General features: G+C 64.8%; 14 protein-coding genes and 5 pseudogenes. 7 read left to right on the top strand and 12 right to left on the bottom strand.

Going from position 1 to position 18,313, the window contains the following annotated elements; genetic code table 11:
• Positions 1 to 47 precede the first annotated feature (47 nt).
• Positions 48 to 920, top strand: a complete 873-nt coding sequence (locus tag ACIGAQ_RS37180; protein ID WP_399791203.1) for an amidohydrolase family protein — start codon at positions 48 to 50, stop codon at positions 918 to 920.
• 275 nt (positions 921 to 1,195) lie between these two features.
• Here ACIGAQ_RS37180 and ACIGAQ_RS37175 read toward each other — a convergent pair.
• The 3 genes and pseudogenes from ACIGAQ_RS37175 to ACIGAQ_RS37165 all read right to left on the bottom strand — a co-directional run bounded on the left by ACIGAQ_RS37175 (position 1,196) and on the right by ACIGAQ_RS37165 (position 3,951).
• Positions 1,196 to 2,012 (bottom strand): annotated as a pseudogene (locus ACIGAQ_RS37175) (IS5 family transposase).
• A gap of 56 nt (positions 2,013 to 2,068) precedes the next feature.
• Positions 2,069 to 2,998, bottom strand: a complete 930-nt coding sequence (locus ACIGAQ_RS37170; RefSeq protein ID WP_399791104.1) for an IS5 family transposase — start codon at positions 2,996 to 2,998, stop codon at positions 2,069 to 2,071.
• A gap of 635 nt (positions 2,999 to 3,633) precedes the next feature.
• Positions 3,634 to 3,951, bottom strand: a complete 318-nt coding sequence (locus tag ACIGAQ_RS37165; RefSeq protein WP_399791101.1) for a hypothetical protein — start codon at positions 3,949 to 3,951, stop codon at positions 3,634 to 3,636.
• A 770-nt stretch (positions 3,952 to 4,721) separates the two neighbouring features.
• Here ACIGAQ_RS37165 and ACIGAQ_RS37160 point away from each other — a divergent pair.
• Positions 4,722 to 5,054, top strand: coding sequence for an Lsr2 family protein (locus ACIGAQ_RS37160; protein WP_399791099.1), 333 nt, complete (start codon positions 4,722 to 4,724; stop codon positions 5,052 to 5,054).
• A 220-nt stretch (positions 5,055 to 5,274) separates the two neighbouring features.
• On the opposite strand, the gene ACIGAQ_RS37155 is transcribed toward ACIGAQ_RS37160, so the two are convergent.
• The 3 genes from ACIGAQ_RS37155 to ACIGAQ_RS37145 form a co-directional block, all read right to left on the bottom strand.
• Positions 5,275 to 6,732, bottom strand: a complete 1,458-nt coding sequence (locus ACIGAQ_RS37155; protein WP_399791096.1) for a sensor histidine kinase — start codon at positions 6,730 to 6,732, stop codon at positions 5,275 to 5,277.
• Positions 6,729 to 7,418, bottom strand: coding sequence for a response regulator transcription factor (locus ACIGAQ_RS37150; protein ID WP_399791093.1), 690 nt, complete (start codon positions 7,416 to 7,418; stop codon positions 6,729 to 6,731). The genes ACIGAQ_RS37155 and ACIGAQ_RS37150 overlap by 4 nt, the downstream gene beginning before the upstream one ends.
• Before the next feature lie 239 nt (positions 7,419 to 7,657).
• On the bottom strand, positions 7,658 to 8,122 hold the full coding sequence (locus ACIGAQ_RS37145; RefSeq protein ID WP_399791090.1) for a LuxR C-terminal-related transcriptional regulator: 465 nt from the start codon (positions 8,120 to 8,122) through the stop codon (positions 7,658 to 7,660).
• A 492-nt stretch (positions 8,123 to 8,614) separates the two neighbouring features.
• Between ACIGAQ_RS37145 and ACIGAQ_RS37140 the strand changes: the two genes are divergently transcribed.
• Both ACIGAQ_RS37140 and ACIGAQ_RS37135 read left to right on the top strand, forming a co-directional pair.
• A protein-coding gene (locus ACIGAQ_RS37140) for an IS5 family transposase (protein ID WP_399791087.1) occupies positions 8,615 to 9,477 on the top strand; the annotation gives its coding sequence in 2 pieces (ribosomal slippage) (positions 8,615 to 8,971 and positions 8,974 to 9,477; 861 coding nt in all).
• A 130-nt stretch (positions 9,478 to 9,607) separates the two neighbouring features.
• A pseudogene (locus ACIGAQ_RS37135) lies at positions 9,608 to 10,126 on the top strand (amidinotransferase); the annotation flags it as partial.
• Between the two features lie 149 nt (positions 10,127 to 10,275).
• Here ACIGAQ_RS37135 and ACIGAQ_RS37130 read toward each other — a convergent pair.
• Positions 10,276 to 11,052, bottom strand: a pseudogene (locus ACIGAQ_RS37130) (transposase).
• Positions 11,053 to 11,246: 194 nt separating this feature from the next.
• Positions 11,247 to 11,849 carry a hypothetical protein gene (locus tag ACIGAQ_RS37125; RefSeq protein WP_399791084.1) on the bottom strand — a complete coding sequence of 201 codons (603 nt, stop codon included), beginning with the start codon at positions 11,847 to 11,849 and terminating at the stop codon, positions 11,247 to 11,249.
• Positions 11,850 to 13,430: 1,581 nt separating this feature from the next.
• Here ACIGAQ_RS37125 and ACIGAQ_RS37120 point away from each other — a divergent pair.
• On the top strand, positions 13,431 to 14,000 hold the full coding sequence (locus ACIGAQ_RS37120) for an AAA family ATPase (protein ID WP_399791199.1): 570 nt from the start codon (positions 13,431 to 13,433) through the stop codon (positions 13,998 to 14,000).
• A gap of 287 nt (positions 14,001 to 14,287) precedes the next feature.
• Complete coding sequence (locus ACIGAQ_RS37115; protein ID WP_399791081.1) at positions 14,288 to 14,722, top strand: hypothetical protein; 435 nt, start codon at positions 14,288 to 14,290, stop codon at positions 14,720 to 14,722.
• A 51-nt stretch (positions 14,723 to 14,773) separates the two neighbouring features.
• Here ACIGAQ_RS37115 and ACIGAQ_RS37110 read toward each other — a convergent pair whose 3' ends face one another.
• Entirely contained in the window at positions 14,774 to 15,148 is a 375-nt protein-coding gene (locus ACIGAQ_RS37110) for a hypothetical protein (RefSeq protein WP_399791078.1), read from the bottom strand.
• Positions 15,145 to 15,399, bottom strand: a complete 255-nt coding sequence (locus ACIGAQ_RS37105; RefSeq protein WP_399791075.1) for a hypothetical protein — start codon at positions 15,397 to 15,399, stop codon at positions 15,145 to 15,147. The genes ACIGAQ_RS37110 and ACIGAQ_RS37105 overlap by 4 nt, the downstream gene beginning before the upstream one ends.
• Positions 15,400 to 15,817: 418 nt before the next feature.
• On the opposite strand from ACIGAQ_RS37105, the gene ACIGAQ_RS37100 reads away from it, so the two are divergent.
• A complete protein-coding gene (locus ACIGAQ_RS37100; protein WP_399791196.1) occupies positions 15,818 to 16,069 on the top strand; it encodes a hypothetical protein in 252 nt (83 codons plus the stop codon).
• A 145-nt stretch (positions 16,070 to 16,214) separates the two neighbouring features.
• Here ACIGAQ_RS37100 and ACIGAQ_RS37095 read toward each other — a convergent pair.
• Together ACIGAQ_RS37095 and ACIGAQ_RS37090 are read right to left on the bottom strand one after the other, a co-directional pair.
• Positions 16,215 to 16,530 (bottom strand): annotated as a pseudogene (locus tag ACIGAQ_RS37095) (hypothetical protein); the annotation flags it as partial.
• A pseudogene (locus tag ACIGAQ_RS37090) lies at positions 16,518 to 16,708 on the bottom strand (sigma factor); the annotation flags it as partial. The pseudogenes ACIGAQ_RS37095 and ACIGAQ_RS37090, both read right to left, overlap by 13 nt.
• Positions 16,709 to 18,313 lie beyond the last annotated feature (1,605 nt).

Below are 18,313 nucleotides of genomic sequence, written 5' to 3'. Positions count from 1 at the left end.
CCCCTCTGTGCCCACGACCTTGGAGGCGTGAGATGGCCGAGCTCGCACTGGACCTCGACCGCCTGATCGCCATTGATGTGCACACGCACGCGGAGATTGCCGAGGACGGTCACGGGGCGCTGAGCCCCGAGCTGCTCGGCGCCTCCAAGGCATACTTCAAGACCCATGGGCACCGGCAACCGACCATCGATGAGATAGCCGAACACTACCGTGAACGCCGTATGGCAGCTGTGGTCTTCACCGTCGACGCCGAACACGCCACTGGCCACCCCCGCATCTCCAATGAGGAGATCGCCGAGAGCTGCGCCGCCCATGCCGACGTCCTAATCCCCTTTGCCTCCGTTGATCCGTACAAGGGCCGCGCAGGCGTGCGCGAGGCGCGGCGCCTAGTCGAGTGGCACGGCGTACGCGGGTTCAAATTTCATCCGAGCATTCAGGCGTTCTCACCAAACGACCCCTTCGCCTACCCCCTGTACGAGGCCATCGAGGAACTTGGCGTGCCCGCCCTGTTCCACACCGGCCAAACAGGCATCGGAGCTGGCGTTCCCGGCGGTGGCGGCATCCGCCTGAAGTACTCCAACCCCATGCTTGTCGACGATGTCGCCGTGGACTTCCCGCAGATGCGGATCATCCTGGCCCATCCGTCCTTCCCCTGGCAGGACGAGGCCCTCGCTGTGGCCACCCATAAGCCCCACATCTACATCGATCTGTCTGGTTGGTCCCCGAAGTACTTCCCGCCGCAGCTCGTGCGATACGCCAACACCCTGCTGAAGGACAAGGTTCTCTTCGGGTCCGATTACCCTGTCATTACACCTGACCGCTGGCTTGCAGACTTCGAGAAGCTTGACATCCAGCCCGACGTTCGGCCGAAGATCCTCAAGGAGAACGCCGCTCGCTTGCTCGGCCTGCTCGCAGACTGAAAGAGGCGTTCGGTTGGCCAAAGCGTAGGCTCGCAGGCGAGCCCGCCTGCGGGCCAGCCAACGAGGTGAAGGCGTCCGCATGCTGCGGCTCGGAGCGGGTGACCGTGCAGGCGACCGCTGCCGGTTTGTGGTGACAAGGCTACTCATCGCGCCCCGACCACACCTACCGACGCGACGCCGATCCGGGCCACTACTCCGAAACCGGCAGACCAGGCTGGCCACCGCGAACGCCCGCCGTCCGCCTCACCACATATGCGACGGTCTAAGACCGTGTCCTACGTGGTGAGGCGGACGAGTCGTTTGTAGCAGCAGATGGCTGCGGCGAGGCCGAGAAAGGCCAGTTAGTTGCGGGAATCGCGTTCGTAGCGAGGGCTAAAGCGCCGGTAGCCGGACAGCCAGGACATCGTCCGCTCGATGACCCAGCGGCGCCGGCCCAATTGTTCGCTGGACTCGATGCCTTGCGTGCGATCCGCACTCCAATGCGTTTGCCGCGTAACCATTTCCGCAGGTCGGCGCGGTCGTATGCCTTGTCCGCGTGGAGGCGCTGGGGCTTGAAGTAGCGGCCGCGATCGGGGTCGTGTCTCGTTTGGTGACCCTCGATCACGGGCTTGAGTCCTTCGCTGTCGTGGGTGTTGGCTGCTGAGACGCCGACGAGGAGGGGCAGTCCGTTCGCGTCCGACAGGACGTGCATCTTGGAACCCGGCTTGCCGCGGTCCACGGGGCTCGGACCTGTGTGTTCGCCCCCTTTTTAGCCCTGACGTGGGCGGTGTCCAGGACGACGCGGGTGACGTCGATGAGGCTGGCGTCGTCGAGTCGGTGCAGCACGGCCTCGTGCAGCCGCCCCCAGACGCCGGCTCTCGACCAGATCAGGAACCGACGGTGGGCGGTCGACTTCGATATACCGAAGCAGGGCGGAAGTTGGCGCCAGGCGCAGCCGCTGACGAGGCGGTAGATGATGGCCGCGAACAGCGTCTCATCAGGGGTGTCCTGCGTTCCTCCGCCCTGCGGCCGCACCCTCGAGGGCGGGATCAGCGGCTTCGCGATCTCCCACAGCCCGTCCGGAACGATCCAGCTCCACGTACCCCGCCCCATACCGAAGCCAACGACGCCTCACCACGTAGGACACGGCCTAGGCGCTGTTTCTCGGATCATGTGCGGAGCCAGATGATGAGGGCTGCAAAGGTGACGGTGCCGAGGTAGGTGTAGGCCCGTTTCTCGTAGCGTGTGGCGACGGCGCGGAAGCCTTTCAGGCGGTTGATGGCACGCTCAACCGTGTTGCGTTTTTTGTAGCGCTCGCGGTCGAACCCGGCGGGCCGGCCACCGCGAGAACCGCGGGCATGACGGTGTCTGCGCTGGTCGAGCCGTTCGGGGATGGTGTGCGGTATGCCGCGTCGCCGCAGGTAGCGGCGGTTTTCGCGGGACGTGTAGGCCTTGTCGGCCAGGACCTGGTCGGGTCGGGTGCGGGGTCGGCCGACTCCGATGCGGGGCACGGACAACTGCTCCAAAACGGAGCGGAGTTGGGGGCCGTCTCCGTAGTGTCCGGGTGTCAGGAGGAGAGCGAGGGGCCGGCATCGTCCGTCGGCCGCGAGGTGGATCTTGATGGTGAAGCCGCCGCGGGAGCGTCCCAGACACTCGCCGACCTGGCCACCTCCTCCAGCCGGACGACCAGTCCGAAGCACCGGATCGACCTGATTCGTCCGTGGACGGACCCCCTTATGAGGAACGACGGCGGGCGATGTATTGCGTGCACCGGCGGCGTGCTGGTGGGCGCGCACCGCCGTAGAGTCCACCGAAACGTCCCAGTCGATGCGGCCCGCGGCGTCCTCGGCGGTCTGCGCCTTCGACAGCAGCATCTGCCAGGTGCCGTCCGCCGACCAGCGGCGATGACGCTTGTAGACCGTCTCCCACGGCCCGAACCGTTCCGGCAGATCCCGCCATTGCACCCCCGTACGGACCCGGTACAGCACCCCGTTGATCACACTGCGGTGATCACTCCACCGGCCCCCACGCGCACCACCGCGAGGTAAGAACGACTCCAGCCGATCCCACTCCGCGTTCGTCAGATCTCCACGTCCCATGCAGTCAGCCTGCCCCCAACACCCCACTCACGGAAGGAGATCCGAGAAACAGCGCCTAGATGATCAGGATGCGCATGAGAGGTGCGCGCCGACATCGCACGAGCTCCGGGATCACGGGTCGCGCCGGCCGTGCCCTTTGGACGCGTCCGGTCCTCTTCGTCCGATCCTCTTCGTCCGATCCTCTGCATGGTTTGTCCTGCTCCCGATTCGAGCGCGTGGCATGCGGGACGGTGGCTGCCGATGTCGGTCGAGCGCCTGCGGCGATCGACGCAAGCGAGTCCTGCTCGACCACTCTTCCCGAGGCGGAGCGGTGCCGCCGACAGGGAGCGCTGCTCCGTGATCTCGCAGTCACGAGGACAGTTGTGTGCTTCTTTGCGGGCCTGGATCGCGAGTACGAGGGCTGTCCGCTGGTGCCGAAGGCCATCGGGCTCGGATGCGCGCTCCGCACCGTCACGGAGATGCCGCAAGTCCATGTCATGAGCCCTCGGGTACCGGCGGATGGCGAACGATTCGAGATCCCCCCGCAGTCCTCGCCTGCGAAGCGGCTTGCTGGGCTGTGCTCCTCGGCAGGCCTCCGCGCGGATCAGTCAGCTCCTTCGGCAGCCGTGCGCCATGGACCAACCGAGTGGCGCAGGCTATTCCGCTACAGCTCGGAGTCCAATGATCTCGAAATGGGCCTGCGAAGCGCAGTCACGGGAAAGGGGGATGTGCACGATCGCCGCGTCTTCCCCTTCGGCGTACGTGACGGTCAAGTCGAACTCCGTGTCCGCTGTATACGTCAGCGCACGGTAGATGTCGTTGTTGAAGAAGTCCCGTCCGTTCCGGAAAACCACGCTCGTGCGCTCCCACAACGTGTACGAAAGATCGTGGCCGACGGTGAAGGAGCCGTCTGGCATGAAGCGGACGAACGAACTGCGCGAATCCGTCAGAATGTAGTAGGACGTGCTGTTCACTGGGACATCTCCTTGCGTGGGACGGTCCCACTAGACAAGCATGCGATCGCGGAGACACCGAGGTATGACGAGGCAGCCGAAGAGGCATGGTCGTGGGGTGGTCCGGCCAGTTGCCAGTTGCCAGTTGGCAGCCAGGGAGTCAGTGCTCGCTGTCGCGGGTTCGGCGGAACCTCACGAGCCACCCGCATGAGTCGTCGACACGGCAAGCCGCCTTCGTTACGACCATGCCTCGTACCTCCCCTCTCAGCGGCTGCTCGCAGAGCATGGGGGATAGCAACAGCGGTGCAGAGCCCGCGGGTCGGCCCGGCGCGAAGTTGCGCCGCTGCATCGCAGCGCAGCCAGGGTTACCTATGGGCCGGCAAGATCGGGTAAGGCTCGGGATGACGACTTTCCAACAGTGGATTCCGTCTGAGTACTGCGGGCCGGCAGTTTCGCACCTCAGTGCTGCCTGCTTCCCGATGGGGCACACACGACAGCCTTGAGCCAAGAGCAGGGCACACTCGACATGTGACGTGTGGGCCAGGCACGCTCCCGCCGTGGGGGTGGAATCTCACGGGCACGTCCATCCGCGCGGCCGATGGCGATGAGCCCGGACGGAACTCCGAGACCAAATCCTCAGGAGCAAGCTGTCCCGGCAGTTAGCGCGTGGTCGCTATGGCTGGGATCCAGCTCGACTGTTCCCTTTCACCAGTAATGCTCGAAGGAGCGAATGCATGCTCGGTGGGAGCGTCCGGGGTGGACACTCTCGAAAAAGTGGGTACCATCCAAATATGGCTCAGAAAATCGTGACCGTTTACACGGATGACTTGACTGGTGCGGAATCCGAGGATGTGCGAACGCACACCTTTTCTCTCGACGGGGTGAATTACGAGATCGATCTTGTGTCGGACAACTATGACAAGCTGTTCGAAGCGCTGGCTCCCTTTATCAGTAAGGGTCGCAAAATCACTCGACCCAAGAGGTCCAGCAGGACTGCCAAGACGACGGCGGAAGGTCCGAGTGCCGAGGAGATCCGGGCTTGGGCTCGGGCGCAACATCACCATGTGGCTGACCGGGGTCGTGTCCCGGCCCACATCAGGGAGGCCTACAACAAGGCTCAGTGACAAGGAGGCTTTGCGTCTGGGCGTCACCCGAGGGAATGGTTCGCCCGCTGTCCGTCCGACAGGCTCGCCGTCTGCCTCCCCGTCCCCGGCGCGGCCGCGCCCGCAGGAATCGTGGAGAGGGCACACGCCGCGCATGATCCGGCGGACACCGCGCCGATTCGGCGGTGGGAGCCGAAGGGGCTGTGGCACCGGCGAGTCGCGGCGGGCCACATCCCGGTGTTCACTGCGATTTCAGGGTTCCTGTCAGCCAGTCTCGGTGAGCATGTGGAGTGGTAGGAGCAGTGCCCTGAGTATTGATGGGAAGCCGTACTACGAACCGAGTGCCGATGCCGGATGACGGCGTTGATGCCCATACGCTGCCGCGGTGCAGTGCCACTTGCTGCGCCACTAGGGTGAGACCCAGGCCAGAGCCGGGGCTGTCAGGCCGCCGCTTGTACCGCTGGAAAATCCCTTCGTGGTCTTTGGGAGCTATCCCCGGCCCTCGATCGTCCACAGTCAGTACGACATAAGCGCCGTCGAGAGCTGTCTCACTACGCAACTGCACGTCAACCACTGGTGCCTCGCCGCTGCGACAGCCGTGAATGACCGCATTGGTGAGGAGGTTGTCCAGCACCATCCGGAGCCCTGGCTCCCAACCGTATAGTTGCAGACCAGGGACAGTTTTGACACTCAGTATCATATGAGGTGCTCGTCTCCGTACGCTGCTGACTGCTGCTTCGAGGACCTCGACAAGATCGATGGTGGTGAACGCATCGGCCTCAACCAAGTCACCGCGGGCCAACGCACGAAACATTTCCAACATCTCCATCAGGCGCTTGTGCTCACTTCGCAAGTCCTCTACCAACTCGGAGAATGTCTGTGGGCTCAGATCCGGATACTCGGCCAAGGTATCCAAGTTCGTGCGCATGCTCATGAGGGGTGTGCGGAGTTCGTGCGAGGCCGCGCTGGTGAACGACCGAGCGGTTTCGAGAGCCTCCTCGGTCCGCCTGGCTTGCTCGTCGAAGCGACTGAGCACCGTTTGGAATGTTGACGCGAGCGAGTCCACCTCAGAGATGCCACTAGGCACATGCTGCGGACGAGTGTGGCTGATCTGTGGATCCAGTCCGCTCGCCTGCTGTTCCAGAAGACGAAGTGGGCGTGTCGCGTGCCGGGCGCTGTACAGGGCGAGCAAGGCAGACAGGGGAGATGCGAGAATCGCCACCCAGAGGATTCGGTGCCGCACACTTCGAATTGTTGCGTCCTCGTCGGAGATTCGAGCGAACAGCGAAAGTGTGCCGCGAGTGTCAGGCCGTGGCCCATTGATACGAAAGGACAGAACCCTCCACTGCCCGTCTGACAGCACCGTTGTCGGGATTCCTGCGTAAGGCATTTTCGGTCTGGGCTGCGGGCCGACCCTGACTTCTGTGCCGCCCTCGGAGGAGAGTCGTATGCCGACGTCCATTGCTGCGGCCAGCAACTTTTCGTGACACAGCCTCGCTGCTGCCGGGCGGTCCCGGGACGTTGCGAGCAGATAGTCCCTGGCTATCGATGCGATGGCGACACCGCGGGCACGAAGCCGTTCGTCTCGCTGCTGATCGAGATCGTTTGCAACCAGGCGTACCAGTAGCCACCCAGCTGCCAGAACAAGAAGGGGAACAGTTATGCCGACAGGAATGGCGATTCGCGTCGAGAGTCTCACGACCCACCGATGTTACCGCAACGCAAAATAAATCCCAAACCTCTGATGGTGTGAATCAAACGCGGGCGTCCATCCGCTTCCAGCTTACGGCGCAAGTAGCTGATGAAGGTGTCTACAACGTCAGTACGGATCTCCAGGCCGTATCCCCATACACGCTCGAGCAGTTGGTCCCGCGTGAGAACTCTCCCCGCATTATGCGCAAGTGCCAGAAGGAGTTCGAATTCCCTTCCGGTGAGCGTGATTTCTGCCCCGAAGTAGGTGGTCTCTCTCGTTGCGGGATTCATGATGAGATCCTCGACGCACAGGACATCATCGACAGGGGTGTAACTGCGGCGTAGGAGTGCTTGCAGCCGCAGAACCAGTTCCTGCAAGGCGAAGGGCTTCACGAGATAGTCGTCAGCGCCCGCTTCAAGTCCTGTGACCCGGTCACCGACTTCATCCAAGGCCGACAACATGAGGACAGGGGTGTGATCCCCGCTTTCCCTCAGAAGCCGGCAGACATCCGTACCATTCATGTCGGGCAGGGCCACGTCGAGAACCAGGATGTCCGTCGGCCGTACCGCCATGTCCGCCAGGGCTGCCTGACCGTCGGACGCCAGGTGCACAGTGAAGCCCTTGAGTCTCAACGCACGGTCCAGCGACCGACGGATAGCTGGGTCGTCGTCGACCACGAGCACTCGGCTCATTGCACTCCCTTCGGTCGATGTCGACTGGCTGCGGCGGAGGGGTGAAGATCCCACGATGTAGCCTGACCGTGGCAGTCGCCCTAGGGATGCCTCCTAGTTACGCGCGGTTACACCGCCCGCTCGCAGGTTCTGGAAGCACTCGCGCATGCATCGCCGAGCCGGAGTTGACCAGTGATCTCTCGCCCTCCTGGCTTTCGATGGGAACAGCACACGTCGATCGCCCGACCTGGCCGGTCACCTCAGTCCATGCCTCGTTTCCGGCCGTGAGATCGGCTGTGCTTCTGGGCGCTGTGGCTGGGCTGCTTTTCTGTGTCGGTGGAGGGAGCCAACAGCCTGCGCAGTGCGCGGCGGGAGGTGACATTCAGTTTTTTGTAGATGTTTCCCAGGTGGTACTCAACCGTCTTCACGCTGACATACAGCTCTTTGGCCACTTCGCGGTTGGTCAAGCCGCGGAGAACAAGCATTATCACGCATCTTTCCCGCTTCGTAAGTCTGCTGTCGTCGACCTCCGATGCTTTCCAGGGCCAGTACGAATGTTCTTCCAGTGTCACTAACAGGTCCAGCTCGGCGTCATCAACATTGACCAGATAGTTCATGGCTGCATGGAGTTCATGGGCATGGTCCTCTGATTCTTGCAACTGGCTTAGTTCGCATAGCCAGTATGCGCCCACTCGTGCGCGGTCGTCGCCATCGGCGTCTGTCATGCTCGCAGAGTCACAATGTTCCTTCATTACCTTGCTGAATCGGCGCAAGGCGGAGAGGGCCTCCTCGGCGGCAGACAGTAGTGAGTTCATCGCTTCGGGCACAATTACACCCCACGCTCAGCGGATACGGGAAGTGGAAGAACGCCGCCTTCTCGGGTTTGCGGTTCGAAGGGGTGACCGCTTCATTGGATAAATTCTGCGGCTTAGGCTTTTGCAATCGAGTGTTTTACGGTGCTCGGAAACGTGGGAAGAGGGGCAATGTATCTGTCCCGGTTTCCTTATTGGTTACGGGTGTCAACACCATAGACGCTGCTCTTGTGAGGTTCTTGTGGGATCGAGCGAGCCACTGCTGAACTGGCATGAGTGATGTCTGGCTGTTGCGGCGTGTTGTTGTTCCGGCTCACTGGAAGCATGACGTGGCTGAAGTGGAGCCTCTGGAGGTGGCACTAGGGTCCGTCTTCAAAGATCATCCGGGTGGTAGATCATGGTGTCGTGGTACGTCGTCATGAACTCAGTGATCAGGAGTGGGAGTTGCTCGCTCCGCTGATACCCCGGGCTGCGACGGGACGGCCCCGCGTGGAGGATCGGCAGGTCGTCAACGGGATGGTTTACAAGATCCGCACCGGGATCTCCTGGCGTGACCTGCCGGAACGCTACGGGCCGTGGCAGACCGTCTACACCCGCTTCCGCCGCTACGCCCTCGACGGAGTCTTCACACGGGCCCTGCGGCAGATCCAGGCCCACTCCGACGCGGGCGGCGACATCGGCTGGCTGGTCCAGATCGACTCCACCATCGTCCGCGCTCACCAGCACGCCGCCGCCACCGGCCGAAAAGGGGGCACCATCGGCCGGACGAACCGGACGATCACGCCCTCGGCCGATCCCGAGGCGGACTGACCACCAAAATCCACCTCGCCTGTGACGGCAAGGGCCGCCCGCTCGCAATCCTGGTGACGCCCGGCCAGCGCCACGACAGCGTCTGCGCACGCCCTCTTCTTGAACGGATCCGTGTTCCCCGCACTGGCCCGGGCCAGCTGCGCTGCAGGCCCGACCAGGTCATCGCGGACAAGGCTTACAGCTCCCGCGGCTTCCGCGCCTACCTGCGAAAACGCGGCATTGCACACACCATCCCCGAGAAGACCGACCAGCGACGGCACCAGCTCAGGCGCGGTGGCCACGGCGGCCGACCACCAGGGTTCGACCGGGAGACCTACCGACGGCGCAACACAGTCGAGCGCTGCTTCAACCGGCTCAAGGGCTTCCGCGGGGTCGCCACGAGATACGAAAAGACGGCCACTTCCTACGAAGCGGCGGTCACCCTCGCATCGATCCTGCTCTGGGCAAGATCCGTTTGAAGACGGACCCTAGTGTCTATGCACGAGGTGTTGTCGGAACCATCGGGTGAGTCCAGCGTCCACTTCGCGGGCTTGTGGCAGTTGAGGCGCCGGCTCCATGCCGGGCTCTTCGGCGAGCCGATGCGCCAACCCGGGCAGCGATGCGGCGAACTTCGTCCGGGCGGGCCGCGACCTGTTCGTGACGCGCAGCAACGTCACCAACGCGATGGGCATCGACTGGCTGCGCCGCCGCCTTGGCCCCGAATACTGCATCCACGAGATCACCAGCCGCTGCCGTACGCCCATGCACATCGACACCGCGTTCGTGCTGCTCGCCCCCGGGAAGGTGCTGGTCAACCCCGAGTACATCGACCCTGGCCGGCTGCCGGACGTCCTGGACGGCTGGGACGTGCTGGTCGCGCCCGAACCGGACCCGATCGACGACCGGCTGCTCAAGGTGACGTCGATGCGCGGCAAGTGGCTCAGCATGCTCATGCTCGACGAGAAGCGGGTGATCGCGGAGCGGCACCACACGGGGATGCTGCACGCGCTGGAGAAGTGGGGCTTCGAGCCGATCCCGTGCGACCTGCTGCACTACGCCCCCTTCGGCGGCCACTGCGCGACCCTCGACGTCCGGCGCCGCGGCCCGCTCCAGTCCTATGTCGACTGACCACACCGGCCGGACGGCTCAGCGTCCATCGAAAGGTGACCCGTACAGAAGGCATACGCCGAACTGCCCTCGCTCCCCACCGCGCCGATAGTCCTGCTACTGCCTCAGGCCCTGCTTGCCGGGCTCAGAGGTCGCTTTCGCCCGGTGTTTTATCTCGGAATTTGGTATTTGATCTGTGGTCTCAGGTCGCGCCAGGAGATAGTGTTCTCACCGGTGAGGCGGCGGGCCATGAGGTCGGTCATGGCAAGGTGGATCATGGCTTCGGAGCGAGCGGACGGGGTCTCGTAGTCGCGGGCGAGGCGACGGTGGAGCATGAGCCAGCCGTAGGTCCGTTCGACCGCCCACCGTTTCGGGATCGACGTGAATCCCCTGGTGGCGGGCTTACGGGTGGTGATTTCCACGTCGATACCGAGGGTGGCGGCGTGTTCGACGAGGTGCTGGCGGTAGCCGCCGTCGACCCACAGCTTGCGGATGCCGGGGTGTTCGGCGGCGACCTGGTCCAGGAGACGGGTGCCGGTGACGATGTTCCCCTTCCTGCCCACGATCTTCTGTCCGGCGTCGGCGCCCAGGTCTTGACGCTCTGGGCGCCGATCACGCAGCCCGATGGCTCGGCCTGCCGGCCCTCTTTCTCCCGTAAGAGCTGGCGGAGCAGCCTGTTGAGCTGCGCGAATACTCCTTCCTGCTGCCACTTGGCGAAGTAGCCGTAGACCGTGTTCCAGTGTGGGAAGTCGTGCGGGAGGTAGCGCCACTGCACACCGGTGCGGGCCACGTAGAGGATCCATGATTTCGCGCAGGTCGTGCTCCGGCGGCCGGCCGAAGCCCAGGGCCCTGCCTCGGCGTTCGAAGCGCCAGGCGGAAAGGACCGGCTCGATCAACTCCCAGCGGGCATCGGACAGATCACTCGGATACGCACGTCGCGTCGACATGCTTCGGGCGTACCGCCGCGAACCGAGTGCGCCCAGGCGCACAGCGACGACAACGGAAGCACGCAGCCGCGAAAGCCGGGCATCCTGGAATGAGACAGACACAAACCACGTCCCGCCTTCGCCTGCCACCCCACCTGACCAGCACCAACCATCCGCTTCAGCAGGAGCAGATGCACCGGTCACATCAGCTTCCTTTACTCAAGGAAATTGAATCGGTAGTTCTCGGTATAAGCCGCGAGCACTTCCTGCACTTTCTCCTTCACAATCTGGTTTTGCGTGAGGTCGACTGCCCCATTTTCGGTGGCCAGTTCGGAGAATTTCGACATGCTTTCAAATTCGGCATCCGTGAGCTCTGCCGCGGCGCCCCATACCTCCCCATCGTCACCGCCTACATGCTGCCAGGAGATCACAGCATTGATGAAGGAGATGACCTTTTTCTGATTCGCCGCTTGCGCGCTTTGGGAGGATAGCGCCAGATATTTGTCGTGATCATTTTCGATGAGCCACTGAACTGAATACTCGGTATAGCTTACGGAGGTCCAGTCTGGATACCCTACAGGCCCCGCCTTACCTCCATCGAAGACGATGTCTTGAATCTCGAAACCTAGTCGCATATACGCGACAAATCTGTGATGCCCTTCCTGGATGTAATAGTGACCACCGGTCTTGTATACCTCCACGTGGCCAACCTGCTCTCCAGCCGAAATGCGGTGGACGTATTTCTCAACCTCCTGCTTGCAAACATAGTTCTGGGTGGGCCTCACGGTGTCGAAGGCAGTTCCCACAATTTCACTCATGATGATGAACTCCCGAAGCCTAGATTAGCGCGTATGCGTGACTTGTGGATAATGCCACATCGCGCTCTTTGGGATGTGCACAGAGGGTCATGGAAATGGTCAGGCCCCCTTGCGCGTTCGGGAAACTGATCGGGCAGCGCAAGAGGGCGGGGTGATCTCGTCGGACGGCTGCCGTGAGGCACCAGGAATGCTCTTTTCCCGGCATCAAGGCGGCCGGATCCGCTCAGCGGTTGCAATGAACGCGAATCTCACGGCGCCGGAGGTGGCCGCGGATGGCCCGGGAGGAGTAAGCGGTCCGCCAGGACTGCTACGGGGCAGGTCCGGCGCCTGCCCCGCGGCGGTGACGGTGAAGGCCAGGCGCTCAGTGCGCCACAAGTGGGGGAGCACCGACGCGTCAACTGCGACCGAGACCCTTTCGGCCGCCTTCTCCACGACCACTGCCGTACTCCCACTACCCCCTACCTGCCTGGCGTTCGAAGTCGTGGGCCCTCTACGCCTCGATGTCGGCGGAGGTGATCGACGAGGCGTACACGTCGAGCGGGCCGTCGGGGGGGGAAGGCCACAGTCGGGAATCTGGGTTTTCAAAAGCGTCTCCTAGTCAGCTGGTGCTGTCGAGGGCGTTCACAGGGCTCGCTCCAAGCGGTGGGCGCGCTTCCTCGGAAGACTCCGGCCGCTGGTGATGCCGTCCATGACGGCATCGATCTTCGCTATCACCGCGGAGCAGGAGGCCTGCAGCCGCGGGAGAGCGACTGGAGCGACGTGGAGGCTGCCGCTCTCGCGGACATCCACCCTCTTCCGGGATGCCATGGCGGTCCTCGTAGTTCTGGACGGTGGTGAGCACCTGATTTGCATTCAGGTCGAATAGCGGCCGCGCTCGACGCCGAACACCGCGTCCTGAGCAGCTCCTCACTCCACAGGATCAGCGGCAGCAACGCCCTCCAGGGCAGGGCCTCCGGGCGTGGACCGGCGAAGTCGAACCAGTATGTCCCTGCGGTCCGGCGCGCGCTCGGGGTTCGGGGCGTGGACGAACGGTGCGCCGGCCAGGAGATCGAGGTCGAGCCCGCCCGGCTGAAGGCCCTAGAGGGCCGGCATGGGGCCCAGCCGTGAAGGTCTGCAGGGTGGAGCGGCCCAGTGGGATCCGGGTCCCCACCGGGAGTTCGCCGGTGAGGAGCAGCCAGTCCTCCGCTGCAGGAGCGGGGGCCGTGCAGAAGGCGACGAAACTGTCCGCGACGTCTTCCACCGGCACCGTCGCGCCCCGGGCCACCAAACGGGTCGCATCACCCAGTCTCGATCCTCCGAGGAGCGTGGACCATCGGGGCAGCCAGGCACCGTCGACCTTGCCGTACAGGTCGCGGCGCTCGGATTTCGGCGCGGCACCCACCACCGCATTGATCACGGCTTCGAACTCCGGCCGCGCCGACAGCGCTATATCAGTGATGATCGAGCGGCGGGACGGGCGGCCCTTGGGACAGCGCACGGGCCGGACCGGGCCGTCCCCTTGTGAAGCGTGGGCCCCCGCCGAAGCCGAGCCGATCGTGAGAGAGACCGGACCCGCCCGGCGGTGCGCCCTGCGTGCGGCCGATGCTGCCGCCGCCGAACACCGCCAGCAGCGCAGCCGGATCGGCTCAGCTGCGCACGACGGTGGGGGCCGCGCGTCCTCATCCGGTGTATCGCCGTCACGGCATGAGGGGATGCTGTCCTTCTCGGGCCACATGGGAGGGGGCTGATGGGGTGCATCGCTGGGCATGCACGACGGGGCCAGGACCCATCGGAGGCACCTCGGATCGCGCCCTGCTCCGGGTGGGTACCCGGGGAGTGTGCCTCGGCATGGGAGGTTGCTTGCATGAGAAGGTGAGGTTGAAGGGGCTTTCCCGGTCAGGGGCGGGTTGTCGGGGCAGGAGAGGGAGACGGAACGCACGTGTATGTCACACGGGTCCAGCTCACGGACATCAAGGGCTTCAGCGGCCGTCGGGCCGGGGACTGAGGCTGCCCGGAAAGGGCGGCTGGACAGTCATCGCCGGGCGCAACAGCTCGGGGAAGACAACACTCCTGCAGGCGATCGCCGTGGCACTCTGCGGCCCAGATGCCGCTGCATCCCTGAACGTGAACATCGGCGGATGGGTCAGCGACAGAGCCGAGGCGGCTTCGTAAAGGTCGACGTCCATGTCGACCCGGCAGCCGATGTCTTCGACGCGGACGATGAGGCGGCTCCTTCTACGCTTCAGATGAGCATGAAATGGCCCCACGGCACACGGCAGCACGGCGAAGGGGTGGCACGGTGGCCGAGCGTCGAGGTGGATAACGAGTCGCTCATGCGCGGCAGGCAGGGGCCATGGGGCTATGCTCCGCGGGGCTGGTTCTGTGCTGGATACGGGCCCTTCCGACGGCTTGCCAGTGCCAGCCCCTCCCACAGAGCTCAGACCAATACTCCCGGAACCGTGGACACGCTTTTCCGTGACGACGCAGCCCTGTCGGACAGCGTGGGGTGGGTTCTCGATCTTCACTACCGCGCGCTCGAACAGGAACGCGCGCAACAGGAGGAAAGTAGAGCCGATGAGGGCGCTGCGAGGCGCTTGCTGGATGCAGTCCTGGCTCTGCTGGGCGACGGACTGTTGCCGGACCGCTTCCAGATCCAGGGGGTGTCGTCCGATGGTCTGTGGGTGCGCATGCCGGGCCGCAAGGCGCCTTTCCCGCTGCGTGAGCTGAGTGACGGCTACCGGTCGGTCGCGGCGTTGGTGCTGGACATCGTCCGTCAGATTCATGCGGCCTATGAGTGCCGCCCGCCGGGACGCTGCCTGTCATGCACGTCCACAGCACCGTCCGCCGCGATCTGGGCCACCGGCCCGACGCGTGACGCCCTCCCTTCGGGGTGAGTCCGCGCCGTGCGGGCGGCGTCCTAAGCGGTTGTGGGGTTCGGCTTGCCGTCAGGTGGGGTCGAGCGGGGTGATCCCGGTGACCTGATAGAGCCTGGGCTCCAGCGACAGGACGACCAGTTGCTCCCCCTTCTTCACGGCCTGCCACGCGATTGCCGCCGCGTGGGCCACCGGCCAGTCCGCGTCCTCCCAGGCCATCGCTTCCTTGGCGTGCTCCGCGGTGAACGGGACGCTCTCGGCGAACCGCAGGGACGCCGCGTGTTTGCCCGCTCCGGCCGCCTCCCGCTCGGCGGCGACGACGGACAGCGACGGGACAAGGACGCGGCCGGTGCCGCGCGAGGCCTCGATGTAGAGGCCGGTGAAGAACGGATCCGCTCGGTACAGGGCGGCCAGGGCGGTGTGGTCCAGGACTGCTGTCAGATTCACGCGGCGGCGCCGCCCTGGTGGGCTCGGACCTTGGCCCAGGCGTCCTGGCCGGCTTGCTGGACCTGCTCGGTGTACTCGACACCCAGCTCACGGGCCGCCTCGACGGCACGCTGCTCGCGCTCGGCCGCCGTGAGCTCGCGGGAGGCCAGCTCTTCCAGCAGTTCGGTGATAGTCGTACCGCGTTCCGCGGCCAGGACGCGCAGCCGGTCACGCACGTCCTCGCTGGTCTTGATGCTCGTCGACTTGCTCATACCCGGGATTCTACCGGCGGTAGAGCGGAGTGTCCTCATTGGGGAGCCCTCATAAGGGAGCAACCTGCGACTCGGCACGGGGGCGGGCACGCCTGCGGGCTCACCGGCTATGCCACGACGACGGCCAAGGGCCTGGTGAATGCCGAAAGCGCCGACCAACCGCCGCCACGTCACCTTCACCGACAGGAAGGGCAACTGCGCGAACGGCCTCTGCTTCGCTGGTCCACCGAGCGGTGCGCCGTTCGGACCGGAGGACGTGCCAGCGATGCCCTCGGTGGGGCGCTGCCCGAAGAGGAAGGTGCTTTGCCTCATCAGCCCCCTTGCAAGCACCGGAACAGATGGTCTACTGCGGTTGATGAAGGTGACCGCCAACGGGTGGGGCTCCTGTCCTTCCCTCGTCGTTCCCGAGGAGTACCGCATGCAGATCGCGTCCTCCACCTATCTTCCGCACCACCCGAAGCAGCCTCAGACCACCCCTATTTTCGATCGCCTGGTCTTCGAACGCGGCGACGTCCCCGCCCAGGTGCGCCTCGACGCGCAGCGCCTGGAGCGGGAACTGGCGCGGGCGATGAGCTTCGGCACAGCGGAGTCAGCCGTGCCCTTGCACCAGGCCTACCGTCATACGCCGGGTCAGATGCCCATGGAGGCGATCTCGATGGGTGAGCGGTAGTTGGCGGCGGTGGTGACCACGCAAACGGCTCTTCCTGAGGCTCCGTCGCCTCGCGCGGTCCGCGGAAGCTTCCCTCCCGCTCGACGATGAGGGTGGCGATGGTCGACTCCGGTCTGGGTCCGTCCGGGCGGTCGATGTTCCCGCCGGGCAGGAGGTGCTCGGCGATGCGTGCCAGTGCCAGTGCCACTACGGCGACCGCGCTGGCGAGGAAGGAGATGAGCAGCCCCGCCGGGGTCCAGTGCGGGACGACCGCGTGGACCGCGCGCAGTGCGAGCGGGAAGCCAGGGAAGAAGGCCTCGCGGTTGTCCCAGTCCTTCTGCCGCGGTCCGTCCGTTCCCGGGAAGTAACCGTCGCGGGCGATGTTCAGGAAGTGTGTCCAGTCCCACTGCCAGAACGGGGCGAGCGGCGGTCGTGGTGTGCGGGCGTCCTGCTCAGGCGGGGAACAGCCAGCGAGCGCAGTGATCCATGCCTCGGGACGAGTCCGTCACGGTCGAGCCGGGATCGTCGGATCCACCCCCCGGCGAACTCCTCCTGCACCACGTCCTGCGCCTCCTGAAGATCACCGAGCATCACCTACAACTGGCCCGTGAGCCGCCCGACCGTCTGGGCGTAGAACGTCTCGAACTCCTCGACGGTCAATGCGCCACTCCCGGTTCTCTGCGGGCGGAACACGGCGATGCTCTCGACGAGGCTGCAGGCCGGGCTGGACAGGGCCTCCAGCTGACGGCACAGGGCCTGGGCGAGTGAGCTGAGGCACCGGCAGCGACGTCCGTTGGCGGGACACCCGCTCCAGCGGGACCTCCGCGAGGAGCGTTTGGAGGTACAGAGCGTGACCGTCGACGCACAGTCGTTCGACTTGGCGGTGCCAACGGATCGGTCGCACACATGCGCGACCGGTTCGGCCACGTCGCAGGTGTCGAGTCCGGTCAGAGTCAGGTTGCAGCCGTGCGGCATGCCGGCCATAAGGCGGGACAGATCGATGCATCCGGCGCGGCCGGGCTCGGTGCTGCTGCGGGCGATCAGCACGGTCAGCACGGCGAGGCCTCCCGTCGGCGCCAGACGAACCCGAGCGCCTGGGCTCCGCCGCCGGTGTTGTGGCTCTGGACTCTTACTTCATCAGTCTCCGCCACCTCGCGGGGAGGGCTTCGGTGTCGAACACCACCGCTCCGGCGCTGTAGTGCAGGAAGGCTCTGGCCACGCCTCGCCAGCGAAGAAAGTAGGTATGGCGAGGACAAACCGACCAACCGCCATACCAGCCCGCATGTTGGAAGTAGCCCGGTTTGTCGCGTGCAACCTCGGGGGCGTGCGGATCGATGTCCGGCGCGGGGCGGGCGTACAGGGTCCATCCCCGTGCAGCCCCACGGCCGAAGAATAGGCGGTCGACCTCGCGCCACTCCCAGGAGTACCTGTTTGACCACTCGGCGGGCGGCCACGTCTTGCCTTCAGGGTCATCGATCCACCCATGCGCGTAGGTGGAGAAGCCCCCTTCATCCACGTGGAGTCTGAACGTCTCACGATGGTACAGACCGCGCAACGGGCCCCGAAACGTCGCCATCGTCTTATGACAGCACGAAGACGACCCCACCTCCATGGCTTGTAACGGAAGTCTTCCGGCCACATCGTTTCGGTGGCCGGAAGGGGTGGAATCCACGTGCCGGGTTTCGCCGGCGGGACTGCGCAACGCCTCTGGCGGCGTCCGGACATGGTGTCCCACCAGCCATCGCCAGAGCACTGCGCAAGCCGGTGATCAGCCGCTCTGGCACGCGAGCTGCCCAGGACAGAGTTGCCCGCCTCGCAACACATACTTGGTCAGGCAGCCTACGTGAGCAATCGACGGGAACCGTAACTCAACGTTGCGGATCCGGCTCCAAGTCGGCCAGAGGGCAGGCCTCACGGACATCTTCACCGCGGCCCGCACCGGTGTTGGGCAAACCCAACCTCTCGCACCTTCCTGCGGATCCGAGCGCGGGCCGGGCCGACCCAGTACAAGTAGGGCGGCAGCGGGGCGATGGGGCAACGCACGGTGGGCGTCCTTGCCCAGGGGCAGCCCCCCAGCACGCGGGCGGCCCCTTCAGGGGAAGAGCCGACGAGCGGGGGCGGAGCGGGACAGGGCTGGCTTTTCATCTCGTTCTTGGTCGGTGGCTGCAGCGACTGATGCGCAGTGGGCGCGGATCGAGCCGTTGCTCCCGGACCGGACGCCGAAGCGGGGTGGCCGCTGGCAGGACCACCGTGAGGTGATCGACG

This window comes from Streptomyces sp. NPDC085932 (assembly GCF_044540525.1).
Classification (GTDB): Bacteria; Actinomycetota; Actinomycetes; order Streptomycetales; family Streptomycetaceae; genus Streptomyces; species Streptomyces levis.
Note: the sequence above shows the minus strand (reverse complement) of the source record. Positions and strands in the feature narration are given on the sequence as shown.

Excerpts from the sequence above, each read along its gene's own strand:
- ACIGAQ_RS37170 (WP_399791104.1), bottom strand. The coding sequence starts at position 2,998 with ATGGGACGTGGAGATCTGACGAACGCGGAGTGGGATCGGCTGGAGTCG.
- ACIGAQ_RS37120 (WP_399791199.1), top strand. The coding sequence starts at position 13,431 with ATGCTGCCGCCGCCGAACACCGCCAGCAGCGCAGCCGGATCGGCTCAG.
- ACIGAQ_RS37100 (WP_399791196.1), top strand. The coding sequence starts at position 15,818 with ATGCAGATCGCGTCCTCCACCTATCTTCCGCACCACCCGAAGCAGCCT.
- ACIGAQ_RS37150 (WP_399791093.1), bottom strand. The coding sequence starts at position 7,418 with ATGAGCCGAGTGCTCGTGGTCGACGACGACCCAGCTATCCGTCGGTCG.
- ACIGAQ_RS37105 (WP_399791075.1), bottom strand. The coding sequence starts at position 15,399 with ATGAGCAAGTCGACGAGCATCAAGACCAGCGAGGACGTGCGTGACCGG.
- ACIGAQ_RS37125 (WP_399791084.1), bottom strand. The coding sequence starts at position 11,849 with ATGAGTGAAATTGTGGGAACTGCCTTCGACACCGTGAGGCCCACCCAG.
- ACIGAQ_RS37145 (WP_399791090.1), bottom strand. The coding sequence starts at position 8,122 with ATGACAGACGCCGATGGCGACGACCGCGCACGAGTGGGCGCATACTGG.
- ACIGAQ_RS37160 (WP_399791099.1), top strand. The coding sequence starts at position 4,722 with ATGGCTCAGAAAATCGTGACCGTTTACACGGATGACTTGACTGGTGCG.